This window comes from Streptomyces viridochromogenes, assembly GCF_001270495.1.
Lineage (GTDB): Bacteria > Actinomycetota > Actinomycetes > Streptomycetales > Streptomycetaceae > Streptomyces > Streptomyces viridochromogenes_A.
The window spans coordinates 247,928-262,104 of record NZ_LGUR01000002.1 but is presented as its reverse complement, the minus strand read 5'-3'; the positions used below and the strand labels follow the sequence as shown (position 1 = coordinate 262,104).

General features: G+C 73.2%; 13 protein-coding genes and 1 riboswitch. Of the genes, 6 read left to right on the top strand and 7 right to left on the bottom strand.

Annotated elements, in window-relative coordinates:
- Positions 1-15: 15 nt before the first annotated feature.
- Positions 16-2,364, top strand: a complete 2,349-nt coding sequence (locus tag ADK36_RS49870; RefSeq protein WP_234329614.1) for a serine/threonine-protein kinase — start codon at positions 16-18, stop codon at positions 2,362-2,364.
- A gap of 44 nt (positions 2,365-2,408) precedes the next feature.
- Here ADK36_RS49870 and ADK36_RS01105 read toward each other — a convergent pair whose 3' ends face one another.
- Positions 2,409-3,008, bottom strand: a complete 600-nt coding sequence (locus ADK36_RS01105) for a 2'-5' RNA ligase family protein (protein WP_053195934.1) — start codon at positions 3,006-3,008, stop codon at positions 2,409-2,411.
- A gap of 204 nt (positions 3,009-3,212) precedes the next feature.
- Here ADK36_RS01105 and ADK36_RS01100 point away from each other — a divergent pair, with 204 nt between their 5' ends.
- Entirely contained in the window at positions 3,213-3,485 is a 273-nt protein-coding gene (locus tag ADK36_RS01100; RefSeq protein ID WP_199830075.1) for a DUF6355 family natural product biosynthesis protein, read from the top strand.
- Here the strand turns inward: ADK36_RS01100 and ADK36_RS01095 are convergent.
- A complete protein-coding gene (locus ADK36_RS01095; RefSeq protein WP_048579686.1) occupies positions 3,464-4,093 on the bottom strand; it encodes a GNAT family N-acetyltransferase in 630 nt (209 codons plus the stop codon). The genes ADK36_RS01100 and ADK36_RS01095 overlap by 22 nt on opposite strands.
- Complete coding sequence (gene tsaD / locus ADK36_RS01090) at positions 4,093-5,166, bottom strand: tRNA (adenosine(37)-N6)-threonylcarbamoyltransferase complex transferase subunit TsaD (RefSeq protein ID WP_053195932.1); 1,074 nt, start codon at positions 5,164-5,166, stop codon at positions 4,093-4,095. The genes ADK36_RS01095 and tsaD overlap by 1 nt, the downstream gene beginning before the upstream one ends.
- Before the next feature lie 144 nt (positions 5,167-5,310).
- Here tsaD and ADK36_RS01085 point away from each other — a divergent pair, with 144 nt between their 5' ends.
- Together ADK36_RS01085 and cobM are read left to right on the top strand one after the other, a co-directional pair.
- Positions 5,311-6,585 carry a bifunctional cobalt-precorrin-7 (C(5))-methyltransferase/cobalt-precorrin-6B (C(15))-methyltransferase gene (locus ADK36_RS01085; RefSeq protein ID WP_053195931.1) on the top strand — a complete coding sequence of 425 codons (1,275 nt, stop codon included), beginning with the start codon at positions 5,311-5,313 and terminating at the stop codon, positions 6,583-6,585.
- On the top strand, positions 6,582-7,331 hold the full coding sequence (cobM, locus tag ADK36_RS01080) for a precorrin-4 C(11)-methyltransferase (RefSeq protein WP_048579689.1): 750 nt from the start codon (positions 6,582-6,584) through the stop codon (positions 7,329-7,331). The genes ADK36_RS01085 and cobM overlap by 4 nt, the downstream gene beginning before the upstream one ends.
- 58 nt (positions 7,332-7,389) lie before the next feature.
- Here the strand turns inward: cobM and ADK36_RS01075 are convergent, their stop codons facing one another.
- Positions 7,390-8,529, bottom strand: coding sequence for a cobalt-precorrin-5B (C(1))-methyltransferase (locus tag ADK36_RS01075; protein WP_048579690.1), 1,140 nt, complete (start codon positions 8,527-8,529; stop codon positions 7,390-7,392).
- 30 nt (positions 8,530-8,559) lie between these two features.
- On the opposite strand from ADK36_RS01075, the gene ADK36_RS01070 reads away from it, so the two are divergent.
- On the top strand, positions 8,560-9,321 hold the full coding sequence (locus tag ADK36_RS01070; RefSeq protein WP_053196023.1) for a cobalt-precorrin-6A reductase: 762 nt from the start codon (positions 8,560-8,562) through the stop codon (positions 9,319-9,321).
- A gap of 44 nt (positions 9,322-9,365) precedes the next feature.
- On the top strand, positions 9,366-10,541 hold the full coding sequence (locus tag ADK36_RS01065) for a HoxN/HupN/NixA family nickel/cobalt transporter (RefSeq protein WP_234329613.1): 1,176 nt from the start codon (positions 9,366-9,368) through the stop codon (positions 10,539-10,541).
- A gap of 11 nt (positions 10,542-10,552) precedes the next feature.
- On the opposite strand, the gene ADK36_RS01060 is transcribed toward ADK36_RS01065, so the two are convergent.
- Genes ADK36_RS01060 through cobG form a run of 3 tightly spaced genes read right to left on the bottom strand, consistent with a single transcriptional unit; the run spans position 10,553 to position 13,936 of the window.
- Entirely contained in the window at positions 10,553-12,040 is a 1,488-nt protein-coding gene (locus ADK36_RS01060; protein ID WP_048579693.1) for a precorrin-2 C(20)-methyltransferase, read from the bottom strand.
- Positions 12,037-12,681 (bottom strand): precorrin-8X methylmutase, encoded by a 645-nt coding sequence (locus ADK36_RS01055; RefSeq protein WP_053195929.1) that lies wholly within the window; start codon positions 12,679-12,681, stop codon positions 12,037-12,039. Before ADK36_RS01055 ends, ADK36_RS01060 begins: the two co-directional genes overlap by 4 nt.
- A complete protein-coding gene (gene cobG, locus ADK36_RS01050) occupies positions 12,671-13,936 on the bottom strand; it encodes a precorrin-3B synthase (RefSeq protein WP_234329612.1) in 1,266 nt (421 codons plus the stop codon). The genes ADK36_RS01055 and cobG overlap by 11 nt, the downstream gene beginning before the upstream one ends.
- Before the next feature lie 72 nt (positions 13,937-14,008).
- Positions 14,009-14,159, top strand: a riboswitch (cobalamin riboswitch).
- Positions 14,160-14,177: the final 18 nt, after the last annotated feature.

The following is a 14,177-nucleotide window of genomic DNA, read 5'->3' as shown; positions in this document are numbered from 1 at the left end:
CGGTACGTTGGCGTGGTGCGGCGGATCGGGGAGTTCACCGTGGAACGGCGCCTGGGCGCCGGCGGGATGGGGGTCGTGTATCTGGCGCGCAGCGCCGGCGGGCGGCGGGTCGCGCTGAAGGTGATCCGGCCCGAGTACGTCGACGAGCCGCACTTCCGGGCCCGGTTCCGACGCGAAGTCGCCGCCGCCCGCAAGGTGAGCGGGGCCTTCACCGCACCCGTGGTGGATGCCGACCCCGACGGCGATCCGCCCTGGCTGGCCACGCAGTACGTCGTCGGTGACGCACTGGACGCCCGAGTGCGCTCCGGCGGCCCGCTCCCCGTGGCCGAAGTCGTCCGGCTGGCCGGGCAGTTGGCGGAGGCACTGCGTGACATCCACCGGCACGGACTCGTGCACCGGGACCTCAAACCCGCCAACGTCCTCCTCGCCGACGACGGCGTACGGGTCATCGACTTCGGCATCGCCCGCTCCGTCACCCAGAGCCGGGCCCTGACCCGCAGCGGCGCCATGGTGGGCACCCCGGCCTTCATGGCGCCGGAGCAGCTGACCGGAGCCCAGGCCCTCTCCCCGGCGACGGACGTGTTCGCCCTCGGCGGCGTACTGGCCTACGCCGCGCTGGGCCGCAGCCCCTTCGAGGACCCCGGCGCGGCGGGCCTGGAACCGATCGCGGTCGCCTTCGCGGTCGTGCACAAGGAACCCGACCTCACCGGCCTTCCCTGCGCGCTGCGCACGCTGGTGGCCCGCTGCCTGACCAAGGACCCGGCACGGCGGCCCTGCCTGGAGGAGGTCCTGCGCCTGGCGAACCGCGCCGGGCAGGGCGTCGATGACGTCGACGGCACCCCACCACCGGTACGGCGCCGGCGGCCCGGCCGGACAGCGCTCGCCGCGCTCACCGTACTCGCGGCCCTGCTGCTGCCCGGCGACCTGCCCCGGGCGGTGCCGTCGGCGGTCCTGCCCTGCGCCGACGGACTGAGCGCCATCGGCGAGGGCGGTATGCGCAGATGCGTCGGACTGCTGGACGCGGACGCGTCGCCCGCGCTGCTGCGCCGTTCGTCGAGCCGGCTCATCGCACCGGTGCTGGAGCGGATCGCCGCCGAGAACCGGCGGGTCGCGGCGGCCGCGGCCGCGTCGGGCGGGCGGCCACAGGTGTCGATGGTGTATCTGACGCCCCTCACCGAGGAGTTCGACGGCAGCGCCGGCATGGAGGCGGTGCGGCGCGATCTGGAGGGCGCCCACTTCGCCCAGCTCAGGGTCAACCGGAAGTCGGGCGGCCCGGACGGCGGAGCCGCGATCCGGCTGCTGTTCGGCCAGACCGGAGGCACCGCCCAACAGCGCAACCACACGGTCGGGCAGGTGCTCGGGGCCCGGCGCGCCCAGCGGATCGTGGCGGCGCTCGGCCTGGGCGGCAGCACCGCCGCCAGCCAGGACATGGTGGAGGAGTTGACGGCCGGCGGCCTGCCCGCGTTCGGTTCGGTCCTCACCGCCGACTCCTGGGCCGCCGTGCCCGGCCTGGCACGGGTCGCGCCCGCCAACGCCGACCAGGCGGCGGCCGCCGTACGCCACCTGTCGACCGGCGCGCTCGCCCGCGCCCGGATTCTCTTCGTGCAGGACATCGCCCCCGGCGACCAGTACACCAGCACCCTCGCCCAGCAGTTCCGCACCCGGATACCGGCTCGTCGCCTCGTCCGTGCGGAACCCACCCTGTTCGACTCCTCACGGCCCGGCCTGACCGACTTCCGCGCCGGACTCGCGGACGTGTGCGAGGTGAAGCCCGACGTCGTCTACTTCGCGGGCCGGGGCACCACGCTGCCGCAACTCCTGACCGTCCTCGCCGCACGCCCCTGCCGGGGCCACCGGATCACCGTGATGTCCGGCGACGACACCATGATGGTCCGGCACACGAACGGCTTCGACGCACGCGCACTGGCCCGCGCCCTCGGCAAGGGCGGGATCGACCTGCTCTACACCGGCCTCGCCCACCCGGGGGCGTGGAAGGTGACGCCGGGCGCCTTCGCCCCGGACCTCGTCGAGCCCTTCCGGGACGGCACGTTCGACGACGCCTTCCCGCACAGCGACCTGGACGACGGCCGGGCGATCATGATGCACGACGCCCTGCTCACCGCGGCCCGGGCGGTCCGCGCGACCCCCGCGGTGCCGAACCCGACCGTCACGGATGTCTACCGGACGCTGTCCCGCCTGCGGAAACAGGGCCCGCTGCCGGGCGCGAGCGGCTGGATCGCCCTCGGAGACGACGGCGCCCCCGAGAACAAGGCGATCCCCGTCCTCCGGATCACTCCGGACGGCCGTACCACCGCCATCACGGTCACCTCGGCCGAGGGCGCACCACAGACGACGGCGAAGTGACCCGCGTGATGCCGGCGGAGGACTGACGGGACCCCACCGCACACTCACCACATGGGCGCGGGGCGGACCTCTCCCGTGCCCAGGGTGATCACGGCCCGGGGCTTCATGGGCTCCTCACCGCGACGTGAGAGCAGCACCACCTCCTCGACCGCGGCAGACAGCGTGCCGAGCCGGGCGGCACACTCGGCTGCCAGGTGTTTCGGGTCGTGGGTGCGGCCGAGGGACAGATGCGGGGTGAAGCGGTCACCGCGCCCGCGGCACAGCGGGAACCGCAGCCGCAGCTCCCGCTGGAGACGGGCCCACGGGGCCGGACCTGCCGCGGCCGGGTCGAGCCAGACCGTCGCGTAGTGCCGGTGCCGGAAGTACCGCACACCGGCCAGGCGCGCCGAGAACGCCGGGCTGGCCGCCGCCCCGGCGCGGAGCAGCGGCACGGCCCGCGCGAACTCCTCCTCCGGTACGAAACCGAAGAGCAGATTCACATGCGGCGGCCACCGCCGTACCTGCGGATCGTGCTCCCAGCGGATGGCCTGGATCACCGGCCAGAGCTCGCTCGGCGGCAGCCACGCCACCGCCGTCCGGGCCGTCGGCGCCACATCGAGCGCATCCCCCGGCCCGGCCGCGCCGAAATCCGCGTTTACGTCCACATGGCAATGATCCCAAAACGAGGCGAGATCATCCGAACGACGGACAGGCAGAACGATTCACCAGGTGAACGCCCCGCCGTTCGATCCAGCACGCCGGACCACGTGGCGATTCTGGTGCAGGTGTCCAACTCATCGGCAGGCAACGGCCTTGCGGGTCAACTGCCTCCACTGCCCAAGGAGTTCCCCTTGAGTCTTCGTCGTATGGTGACCGGCGCTCTCGGTTCCGCCGCCCTCGTGCTCACGTCCCTCGGCGCGGTGACCGCCCAAGCGAGCCCCGCGGCGGCCGACCCGTGCGGCTTCTACGAGACCAGCTCCGACGCCTACTACAACCACTGCACGTCCGACGGCTCGCGCGTGGTCATCCAGGTGCGGGTGGCCCAGGCTCCCGACTACGAGCGGTGTGTCGGTCCCGGCCGGACCTGGCTGGGCCCTGCCGACAAGATCCAGGGCGCTCACTACGTCAACCGCACCTGCTGACGGCCAGTCGTCCGAGCTGGGTCCTGCCCGGGTGCCCAGACGCGCTGCCCGGCCCGGGAACGGGCCGGGTGGTGAGGGCCGAGGAAGACGACGATGCCCTGGCCGTCGGGGGAGGGGTGGGTGGCCCGGACCCAGCCCTGGCGGCGGTAGAAGGACATGGCCTGACGGGAGCGCACGGAGGTCAGCAGCCAGGCGCGGCCCTCGGGGGCATCCGCGATGACCGCTTCCAGGAGTTCGCCGGCGAGGCCGGTGCCACGCGCGCGGGCGCGGACGGCGAGTTGGTCCGTCTCGCGGGCGCCGACCAGCCAGGCGCCGGTGCGATCGGGGCCGAGACCCGCGGCGACCTGCGGGTAGCAGCGGTCGGTGGGGAAGGGGGCGAGGGTGGTCCACGCGGTGGCGAAACCGAGCATCACCCCGCCTTCCACCGCGATCACGGCGGTGAACCCCGGTCGGCGCACGTCCCTTGGCAGCCGGTCGGTGAAGTCGGCGGCCCTTTCCGTGTCCTCGTTCCAGGGCGGGGCGCAGAAGGCATCGACGTACACGGAGTACAAGTCGGTGGTATGGGCCAGGAGTTCGGGGCCTTTGAACACACGGATGTCGACGCTCATCAGGCCGCCACCGCCGCCGTCCCCGCACGCAGCCCGATGGGGTGCAGGGCCGCGTACTCCAGAGGCGCCGACGGATCGATCGACAGGGCCAGCGGGGCGGGTTCGGCTCCGGCCCGGACGAGGAGGTCGCCGACGGCGGCGATCATCGCGCCGTTGTCCGTGCACAGCCGCAGCGGCGGCACCCGCAGCTCGATCCCGGCCGCCCGGCAGCGCTCCTCGGCCAGCGACCGCACACGCGAGTTCGCGGCGACCCCACCCACCACGACCAGCGTCCCCACGCCGTACTCGGCACAGGCCGCGACCGCCTTGCGGGTCAGCACGTCGGCGACCGCTTCCTGGAGGGAAGCCGCGCCGTCGCCCACCGGCAGCTCACCAGCCGCGTGGCCCTCGGCCCAGCGGGCGGCCGCCGTCTTCAGCCCCGAGAAGGAGAAGGCGTACGGCTCGTCGCGGCGGCCGGTCAGCGGGCGCGGGAAGGGGACGGCGCGCGGATCCCCCTCGCGCGCCGCCCGGTCGATGGCCGGACCGCCCGGATACGGCAGCCCGAGGACCCGCGCCACCTTGTCGAAGCACTCCCCGGCCGCGTCGTCGAGGGTGTCGCCGAGATGGACGATCGGATCGCGGGCCAGGTCGCGGACGAGGAGGAGCGAGGTGTGGCCGCCGGAGACGATCAGCACCACACAGGGGTCGGGCAGCGGCCCGTGTGCGAGGGTGTCGGCGGCGACATGGCCGGCGAGGTGGTGGACGCCGTACAGAGGCACGTCCAGCGCGTAGGCGATGCCCTTCGCCCCGGCCAGGCCCACCTGGAGCGCGCCGGACAGGCCCGGTCCGGTGGTGACGGCGACGGCGCCGATGTCGGACAGCGTCAGGCCGGCCTCGGCCAGCGCCTGCCGGACCACGGGGCGCAGCGCGTGCAGATGAGCCCGGGAGGCGATCTCGGGCACCACCCCGCCGAAGCGGGCGTGCTCGTCCATGCTCGACGCCACCGCATGCCCCAACAGCCGCCCCCCTCGCACCAACCCGGCGCCGGTCTCGTCACAGGACGACTCGATGCCGAGCACGATCGGAGAAGCCATGTGCTCACCCTTTCTGCCATTTGAAAGTTATTGCAAGTAGTGTGCAATAAGAGCTTCCTGAATGTGTACCCGCCGAAGGACACGCAGGCCACCGCCCCGTAGAGTGCGTCTCTGTTGCCCTTTCGAGCCCCGAGGTACCGCGCAGTGACCCCCGCACGCCCCGCCCCGCCGCCCGCCGTCGTGACCGTCGTCGGGATCGGAGCCGACGGCTGGGAGGGCGTCCCGGACGGCTCCCGTGCCGCGTTGCTCGATGTCGAGGTCGTCATCGGCGGCCCGCGCCAACTGGACCTGCTGCCGCCCGAGTGCGCCGCGGAACGCATCGCCTGGCCCTCACCCCTGCGGCCCGCGGTCCCCGGCCTCCTCGCCGCCCACGCCGGCCGCCGGATCGCCGTACTGGCCAGCGGCGACCCCATGTTCTACGGCATCGGGCGCACCCTCACCGAGGTCCTCGGCGCCGGTGCCGTGCGCGTCCTGCCGCACCCCTCCTCCGTCTCCCACGCCTGCGCCCGCCTCGGCTGGCCCCTGGAGGACGTCGAGGTCGTCACCCTCGTCGGCAGGCCCGCCGCCTGCATCGCCGCCGCCCTGTACGAAGGCCGACGGCTCCTCGTGCTCAGCGCCGACGCCACCACCCCCGCCGAGGTCGCCGCCCTGCTGCGGGACCACGGCTACGGACCCAGCCGGATGCGGCTGCTGGAACAACTCGGCGGCGAGAAGGAACGTACGACCGTCTCGACGACCGCCGACGACTGGCACGACGAGCCCGGCGACCCGCTCAACATCGTCGCCGTCGAGTGCCACCGCGCCCCGGACACCCCGCGCCTCGGCGCCGTACCCGGACTGCCCGACACGGCTTACGAGCACGACGGCCAGCTCACCAAACGCCACATCCGCGCCGCCACGCTGGGCGTGCTCGCGCCCGCGCCCGGTGAGCTGCTGTGGGACGTCGGCGGCGGGTCCGGGTCGATCGCGATCGAGTGGATGCGCACGCACCCGTCGTGCCGGGCGGTCACCGTCGAACGCGACCCGGTGCGCGCCGAGCGCATCACCCGCAACGCCGACCGGCTGGGGGTGCCCGGCCTGCGCGTCGTCACCGGCGCCGCACCCGGCGTTCTGACGGAACTCCCCACGCCGGACGCGGTGTTCGTCGGCGGCGGGCTCACCGCGCCCGGCCTCCTCGACGCCTGCTGGGAGGCGCTGCCCGGCGGCGGACGCCTGGTCGCCAACACCGTGACGCTGGAGTCGGAGGCGCTGCTCGCCGACGCACATCGGCGCCGCGGTGGCGAGCTGGTGCGGCTCGCGGTGGCACACGCCGTTCCGGTGGGCGGCTTCACCGGCTGGCGTCAGGCGATGCCGGTGACCCAGTGGGCCGTGGAAAAAGCGCAGCACACCCTCAACCCCCTTCCAGGAGCAGACAGATGACCGTGTACTTCATCGGTGCCGGCCCCGGTGCCGCCGACCTGATCACGGTGCGCGGCGCCCGTACGCTCGCCGCCTGCCAGGTCTGCCTGTACGCGGGCAGCCTGGTCCCTCGCGAGCTGCTCGCCGAATGTCCGCCGGACGCACGGCTGGTGGACACCGCGGACCTCAACCTCGACGAGATCACCGCCGAGTTGCTCCGGGCACATGGACAAGGGCACGACGTGGCGCGGCTGCACTCGGGCGACCCGTCCGTGTTCAGCGCGGTCGCCGAGCAGATGCGGCGGCTGGACGCGACCGGAGTGCCGTACGAAGTGGTGCCCGGCGTGCCCGCCTTCGCCGCCGCCGCGGCCTCCCTCAAGCGGGAGCTGACCGTGCCGACGGTCGGCCAGACCGTCATCCTCACCCGTATCGCCCACCGCGCCACCGCCATGCCCGACGGCGAGGACCTCGCCACCCTCGGCCGCAGCGGCGCACTCATCGTCCTGCACCTCGCCGCCCGGTACGTCGACCGCGTGGTGGAGGAGCTCCTCCCGCACTACGGCGCCGACTGCCCCGCCGCCGTCGTCGCCTACGCCTCCCGCCCCGACGAGGTGATCATCCGGGGCACCCTCGACGAGATCGCCGGCCAGGTGAAGGCCGCGGGCGTGCTGCGCACGGCCGTCATCATGGTCGGCCGCACGCTGGGCGCGGAGCAGTTCCGCGACAGCCACCTGTACTCGCCGGATCGTGAGCGGCATGTGTGCTAGCCGGTGAGCGGACATCGCACACCGCACACCGCGCATCCGGCAGCGCCCGGCGCTGTGTTCAGGGCCGGGTGACCGAGGGCCCGGCCACCGTGCTGCGGCCCACGATCGTTCCCGCGCGGTCGATGCAGATCACGTCGACCGCGACGGGCGCCCCGCGCAGCACGGCCAGGGCTTCGTCGCGGGCGGTGACCGCCACCAGGTCGCCGAGCGGGACCCCGGCCGCCGCGCACGACTGGAGTGCGGCCAGCCCGGTGTTGGCGTTCGCGACCTCGGCGGCCAGCGCCTCGTCCGCGCCGCCGCGCCGGGCCAGCTCGGCCAGGAAGCCCTTGTCGACCTGCGAGCGGGCGGAGTGCAGGTCCAGATGGCCGGCGGCCAGCTTGGACAGCTTGGCGAAGCCCCCGCAGATCGTGAGGCGGTCGACGGGGTGGCGGCGTACGTACTTCAGGACCGCGCCCGCGAAGTCGCCCATGTCCAGGAGGGCGTCCTCAGGGAGGTCATACGCGGCGACGACCGTCTTCTCCGAGGTGGACCCGGTGCAGCCGGCCACGTGGGTGCGCCCGGCCGCCCGCGCCACGTCCACCCCGCGCCGGATGGAGTCGATCCACGCGGAGCAGGAGTACGGGACGACGATGCCCGTGGTGCCGAGGACGGAGAGGCCGCCGAGGATGCCCAGCCGGGGGTTCCAGGTGGAGCGGGCGATCTCCTCGCCGTGGTCCACGGAGACGGTGATCTCGACGTCGCCGCTGCCGCCGTACCGCTCCGCGACCCGGGCGACGTGGTCGCGCATCATCTGCCGGGGCACGGGGTTGACGGCCGGTTCGCCGACGGGCAGCGGCAGGCCGGGCCGGGTGACCGTCCCCACGCCGGGGCCCGCCTTGAAGACGACCCCGGCCCCCGCGGGCAGCCGCCGCACGGTCGCCCGGACCAGCGCGCCGTGGGTGACGTCCGGGTCGTCCCCCGCGTCCTTCACGATGCCTGCCATGGCATACGCGTCGTCGAGCTCCTCGGCCGCCAGGGCGAAGGCCGGTGTCTGCCCCTTGGGCAGCGTGATCGTCACCGGGTCGGGGAACTCCCCGGTCAGCAGCGCGGTGTACGCGGCCGTCGTCGCCGCCGTCGCGCAGGCACCGGTCGTCCAGCCGTGCCGTAGGCCGGTGTGCTTGAGTTGGGCGCCGCGGCCGCCCTTGGCCTCGCTCGTCATGCCTCACTCTTCGAAAGGGAACCGGACTTCGTGCACGTACTGATTCTGGGCGGGACCACCGAGGCCCGTCGCCTCGCCGAACTCCTGGCGGCCGACCACGTGCCCGGGCTGCGCGTGACGAACTCGCTGGCCGGCCGGGTGGCCGCGCCCCGGCTGCCGCCCGGCGAGGTGCGCGTCGGCGGCTTCGGCGGCGCCGACGGGCTGGCCGCGTGGCTGCGCGAGCACGAGGTGGACGCGCTCATCGACGCCACGCACCCTTTCGCCGGAAGGATCAGTTTCAACGCGGCGCGGGCCGCCGCCACCGCCCATGTTCCCCTGCTCGCGCTGCGACGCCCCGGCTGGGTCCCGGTGGCGGGGGACGACTGGCGCGAGGCCGACTCGCTGGAGGAGGCGGCACAGCTGCTGCCCGGGCTCGGGAGACGGGTGTTCCTCACCACCGGGCGCATGGGGCTGGCCGCCTTCGCGGACCTCACCGACCTCTGGTTCCTCGTACGGTCCGTGGACGCGCCCGAACCCCCGCACCCGCCCCGCATGGAGGTGCTGCTCGACCGCGGCCCCTTCACCCTCGACGGGGAGCGCGAACTGCTGCGCCGGCACCGCGTCGACGTGGTCGTGACGAAGGACAGCGGGGGAGCGGCCACCGCGCCGAAGCTGACGGCCGCGCGCGAGGCCGGGGTGCCCGTGGTCGTGGTGCGCAGGCCGCCGGCCCCCGCCGGGGTGCGGGTCGTGGCGGAACCGGAGCAGGCACTGGCCTGGCTGGCCACCCGCATGTCTTTCCCGAGCGCAGGCTGAAACCTGACCCGAGCTTTGCCGCGTACGGCTTTTACCTGCAACCTATGTGCAGCAGGCTCAAGGGTGTGGCTGAAAAGAACCGAACAGCGCGATGGCGCCGCGTCCGCACCTCGATGACCCGCACGGAATGGACGAGCCTCGGAGGTATGGCCGCGTTCATCCTGGCGCTGCACGTCATCGGCTGGTTCACGCTGGTCGCGATCGTGGCCCCGCACCACTACAGCCTGGGCGAGAGGTCGTTCGGCATCGGTATCGGCATCACCGCGTACACGCTGGGCATGCGGCACGCCTTCGACGCCGACCACATCGCGGCCATCGACAACACCACCCGCAAGCTGATGAGCGAGGGACAGCGGCCGCTCTCGGTCGGCTTCTGGTTCTCCCTCGGCCACTCGACCATCGTCTTCGTCCTCGCCCTCCTGCTCTCCCTGGGCGTGAAGGCGCTGTCCGGTCCGGTCGCGAACGACGGCTCGCGACTGCACGACATCACCGGCTGGATCGGCACCACCGTCTCCGGGGCCTTCCTCTACCTCATCGCGATCATCAACCTGGTGATCATGGCCGGTATCTGGAAGGTGTTCCGGCAGATGCGCTCCGGCCACTTCGACGAGGCCGCCCTGGAGGAACAACTCGACAACCGCGGCTTCATGAACCGCCTCCTCGGCCGCGTCATGAAGTCGATCACCAGGCCCTGGCAGATGTACCCCCTGGGCATGCTGTTCGGTCTCGGCTTCGACACGGCCACGGAGATCGCCCTGCTGGTCCTCGCCGGCTCGGGCGCAGCCTCCGGCCTGCCCTGGTACGCGATCCTCTGCCTGCCGGTCCTGTTCGCTGCCGGCATGGCGCTGCTGGACACCATCGACGGCTCGTTCATGAACTTCGCCTACGGCTGGGCCTTCTCCAAGCCGGTCCGCAAGGTCTACTACAACCTCACCGTCACCGGCCTGTCCGTCGCCGTCGCCCTCATCATCGGCACGGTCGAACTGCTGGGCCTGATCGCCGAGAAGGCGCACCTGCACGGCGCCTTCTGGGATTGGGTCTCCGGGCTCGACCTCAACATCATCGGATACGTCGTCGTCGGACTGTTCTTCGCCACCTGGGCGATCGCCCTGCTGGTGTGGAAGGCCGGCCGGATCGAGGAGAAGTGGACGGCGGGGATGGCCCAGGGACCCACCCCCGCCGAACAGGGACCGATCCCCGCCGAACAAGGAGCCGAGTAGGCGCCCCGGCGTCACGCGTCCGGGTAGCGGCGAGGCGTCCAGACAACGTCCTCGCCGTCCCCGCGCCGTACGACCCGCGTCTGCGAGGAACCGACCAGCAGGATCGTGCGCATGTCGACCTCGGCCGGATCGAGCTCGGCCAGCCGCACGATCCGCACCCGCTCCCCGGAGCCGCCGACGTCCCGCGCGACCACGACCGGCGTGTCCGGAGCCCGGTGCTCAAGGAGCAGCTCACGGGCCTTGGCCACCTGCCAGGTACGGCTGCGTGAGCCCGGGTTGTACAGGGCCAGCACCAGGTCCGCCGAGGCCGCCGCGCGCAGCCGCTCGGCGATCACCTCCCAGGGCTTGAGCCGGTCGGAGAGGGAGATGGTCGCGTAGTCGTGGCCGAGCGGGGCGCCCGCGCGGGCGGCGGCCGCGTTGGCGGCGGTCACCCCCGGCAGCACCCGCACCGGAATGTCCGCGTACTCCTCGGCCGACGCGACCTCCAGGACGGCCGTGGCCATCGCGAAGATCCCCGGATCGCCCCCGGAGACGACGGCCACCCGCCGCCCCCGCCGGGCCAGTTGGAGCGCGAACTCGGCGCGCTCGGCCTCGACCCGGTTGTCCGAGCCGTGCCGGAGCTGGCCGGGACGGACCGGCACCCGGTCCAGGTAGGTGGTGTAACCGACCAGGTCGTCGGCGGCGGCGAGTGCACCCCGCGTCTCAGGGGTCAGCCACAACGGACCGGCCGGCCCGGTCCCGACCACGACGACCTCGCCCAGTTCCCGCACGGGAGGCTCGGCGTCGACCTGGCTCGGCAGCACGGCGACCGAGAAGTACGGCACCGATTCCGGCTCCACGTCGGCCAGTTCGGCCAGCCGCTCCCCGCTCATGGTGGCCCGCTCGACGTACCGCGCCTCGTCCAGCCGCCCCGAACTCTCCAGCGCACTGCGGACCTTGGTGAAGGTGCGGCCCAGCTTCATCACCACCGCCGCGTCCGTGGCGGCGAGCCGGGCGGTCAGCTCCTCCTCGGGCAGGGTGCCCGGCAGGATGGTCAGCACCTCCTCGCCCTCCGCGAGGGGCGTGCCCAGGCGGGCCGCGGCGGCCGACACGGAGGTGACACCGGGGATGACCTCGGTGTCGTAGCGGTCCGCGAGCCGCTTGTGCATGTGCATGTAGGAGCCGTAGAAGAGCGGGTCGCCCTCCGCGAGCACGGCGACCGTCCGGCCGGCGTCGAGATGCGCGGCGAGCCGGGCGGAGGCCTCGGCGTAGAAGTCGTCCATGGCGCCCTGGTAGCCGCCGGGATGGTCGGTGGTCTCGGTGGTGACCGGGTAGACCAGCCGCTCCTCGATGTGCCGTTCCTGGATGTGCTTCGCCGCGATCGAACGGGCGATGGACCGCCCGTGCCGTGCGCTGTGGTACGCGATCACGTCCGCCTCGGCGATGACCTCCACCGCGCGCACGGTCATCAACGACGGGTCGCCGGGGCCCAGCCCGACGCCGTACAGCTTCCCGCTCACTCTGCCTCACTCGCGATCGCGTTGAGCGCGGCGGCGGCGATGGCACTGCCACCGCGTCGGCCGCGCACCACCAGGTGCTCAAGGCCCGACGGATGCTCCGCCAGCGCCTCCTTCGACTCGGCGGCGCCCACGAACCCCACCGGCACACCTATGACGGCGGCCGGGCGGGGAGCGCCCTCCTCGATCATCTCCAGAAGGCGGAACAGCGAGGTCGGCGCGTTCCCGACGGCGACCACGGAACCCTCAAGACGGTCCCGCCACAGCTCCATGGCGGCCGCACTGCGCGTGGTGCCCATCTTCGCGGCCAGTTCGGGGACGGCCGGGTCGGACAGGGTGCACAGCACGTCGTTGTCGGCGGGCAGCCGCTTGCGGGTCACACCGCTGGCCACCATCTGCACATCGGTGAAGATGGGCGCGCCCGCACGCAGGGCCTCCCGGGCACGGGCCACCACCCCGGGCGTGTACACGAGGTCGCGCACGAGGTCGACCATCCCGCAGGCATGGATCATCCGCACCGCGACCTGACTGACGTCGGCGGGCAGGCCCGCGAGGTCCGCCTCCGCGCGGATGGTGGCAAAGGACTGGCGGTAGATGGCCGCCCCGTCCTTCTCGTACTCGAACACCGTGCTCCTACAGGTCATGCGTGCGGGCCGCCGCCAGGTCGGCGGCGAGCTTCGATGGGTTGTCGGTCGTCGTCGTGGCGCCCACCCGGCCGCCTCGGACGACGGTGATCCGGTAGCCGCCGTCCGGGGCCGCGACGACGTCCACGTGATCGCCGCGCGGGCGACCGCAACGGCGCTCGCAGCCGGACCAGTACGCCGGCAGCCCGCCGCCCGTGGTGAGCGACGCGGCCGCGTCCGTACGGATGTCCGCCCGCGACTTGGCGCAACCGGGCCGTCCGATGCAGGCACCGATGCCCAGCCAAGGGGAGTCCGGGTCCGTGATCAGACCGACGGAGTCTAGGCCGGGGAGACGGTCGGAGCGCACTGTGGGAAGGATCACTCCGCGCCAAGGTGTCAGACGCAGCTCCCCGGACGCGGCCGCCGTCACTTCGGCCCACTGGGCGGCGGTGAGACGGCCCAGCGGGGCGAGAACGGAGAGGCTCGTCGTGCCGTCCGGGCCGGTGACGATGCCAGGGGAGGGAGCGGGCTCGCTTGCGAGCGGCCAGGCCGGCGAGGCATGCCCGGTCCCCAGCCGCCGTACGACCTCGTGCGCCAACTCATCGGCAGGGGACGGAAGTTCGGACACCCGCCAGACCTGTCCGCCACTCGCCTCCAGGAACACCTCGGCGGCCAGCAGCGCGGCCCGAGGCGCGTCCTCGGCGCTCAGGACGGCGACGGTATCGGCGGCCCCGATGCGCAGCCACACCTCCCCGTCCGGCGCGGCCCGCAGTGTCACGTCCGCACCGAGCCCTGCCACATCCCCGCGCCCGTCGTCGAGCGCGAACAGGAACCGCCCGGACAGCCGGGCCGCGGCCTCGCTCGCGCACAGCAGCTCGTCCAACGCCCGCAGCCACGGCCGTACGTCGGCGCAGCCGCGCCCGTCCAGCCCGGCCAGGGGCGAGGCCACCACGTTGCGCACGCGCTCGTGCCGCCACGACGGCAGCAGACCGGCGGCCTCCAGCCGGCTCGCCAACTCCCCGCCGCAGCCGGCCGGCAGACCGCGCAGCTGGACGTTGCCCCGCGACGTCAGATGCAGCTCTCCGTCGCCGAGTTCGCCCGCCGCCCGGCCGAGATCCCGCGCCTGGCCGACCTGAAGCACACCCCCGGGAATCCGGATCCGGGCGAGTGCGCCGTCGTCCGCCGTGTGGAGCCTCAATGCGCCCGGGCATGCGTCGTCCCGGCCCCGTGAGACCCCTGTGGCCTGGGACGACGGACGGATCGACGGCGTGGACATGGCGGCGAGCATACCGACCGCACCGCAGACTGTATGCGGTGCCTCTGTAGGCCGACGCCTCTTCCCCTGCCCCTTACTATGCTTGTCGGTGGATCATCCGGTCCGCCATCGCCACGACGGCGACAGGGGAGGAAGCCGGTGCGAGTCCGGCGCGGTCCCGCCACTGTGAGCCCACCCCGCCAGGGTCGGGTGAGTCAGGAACTCCCGCCGTCAGACACCACCCGGGGCGCGGACACCCCGA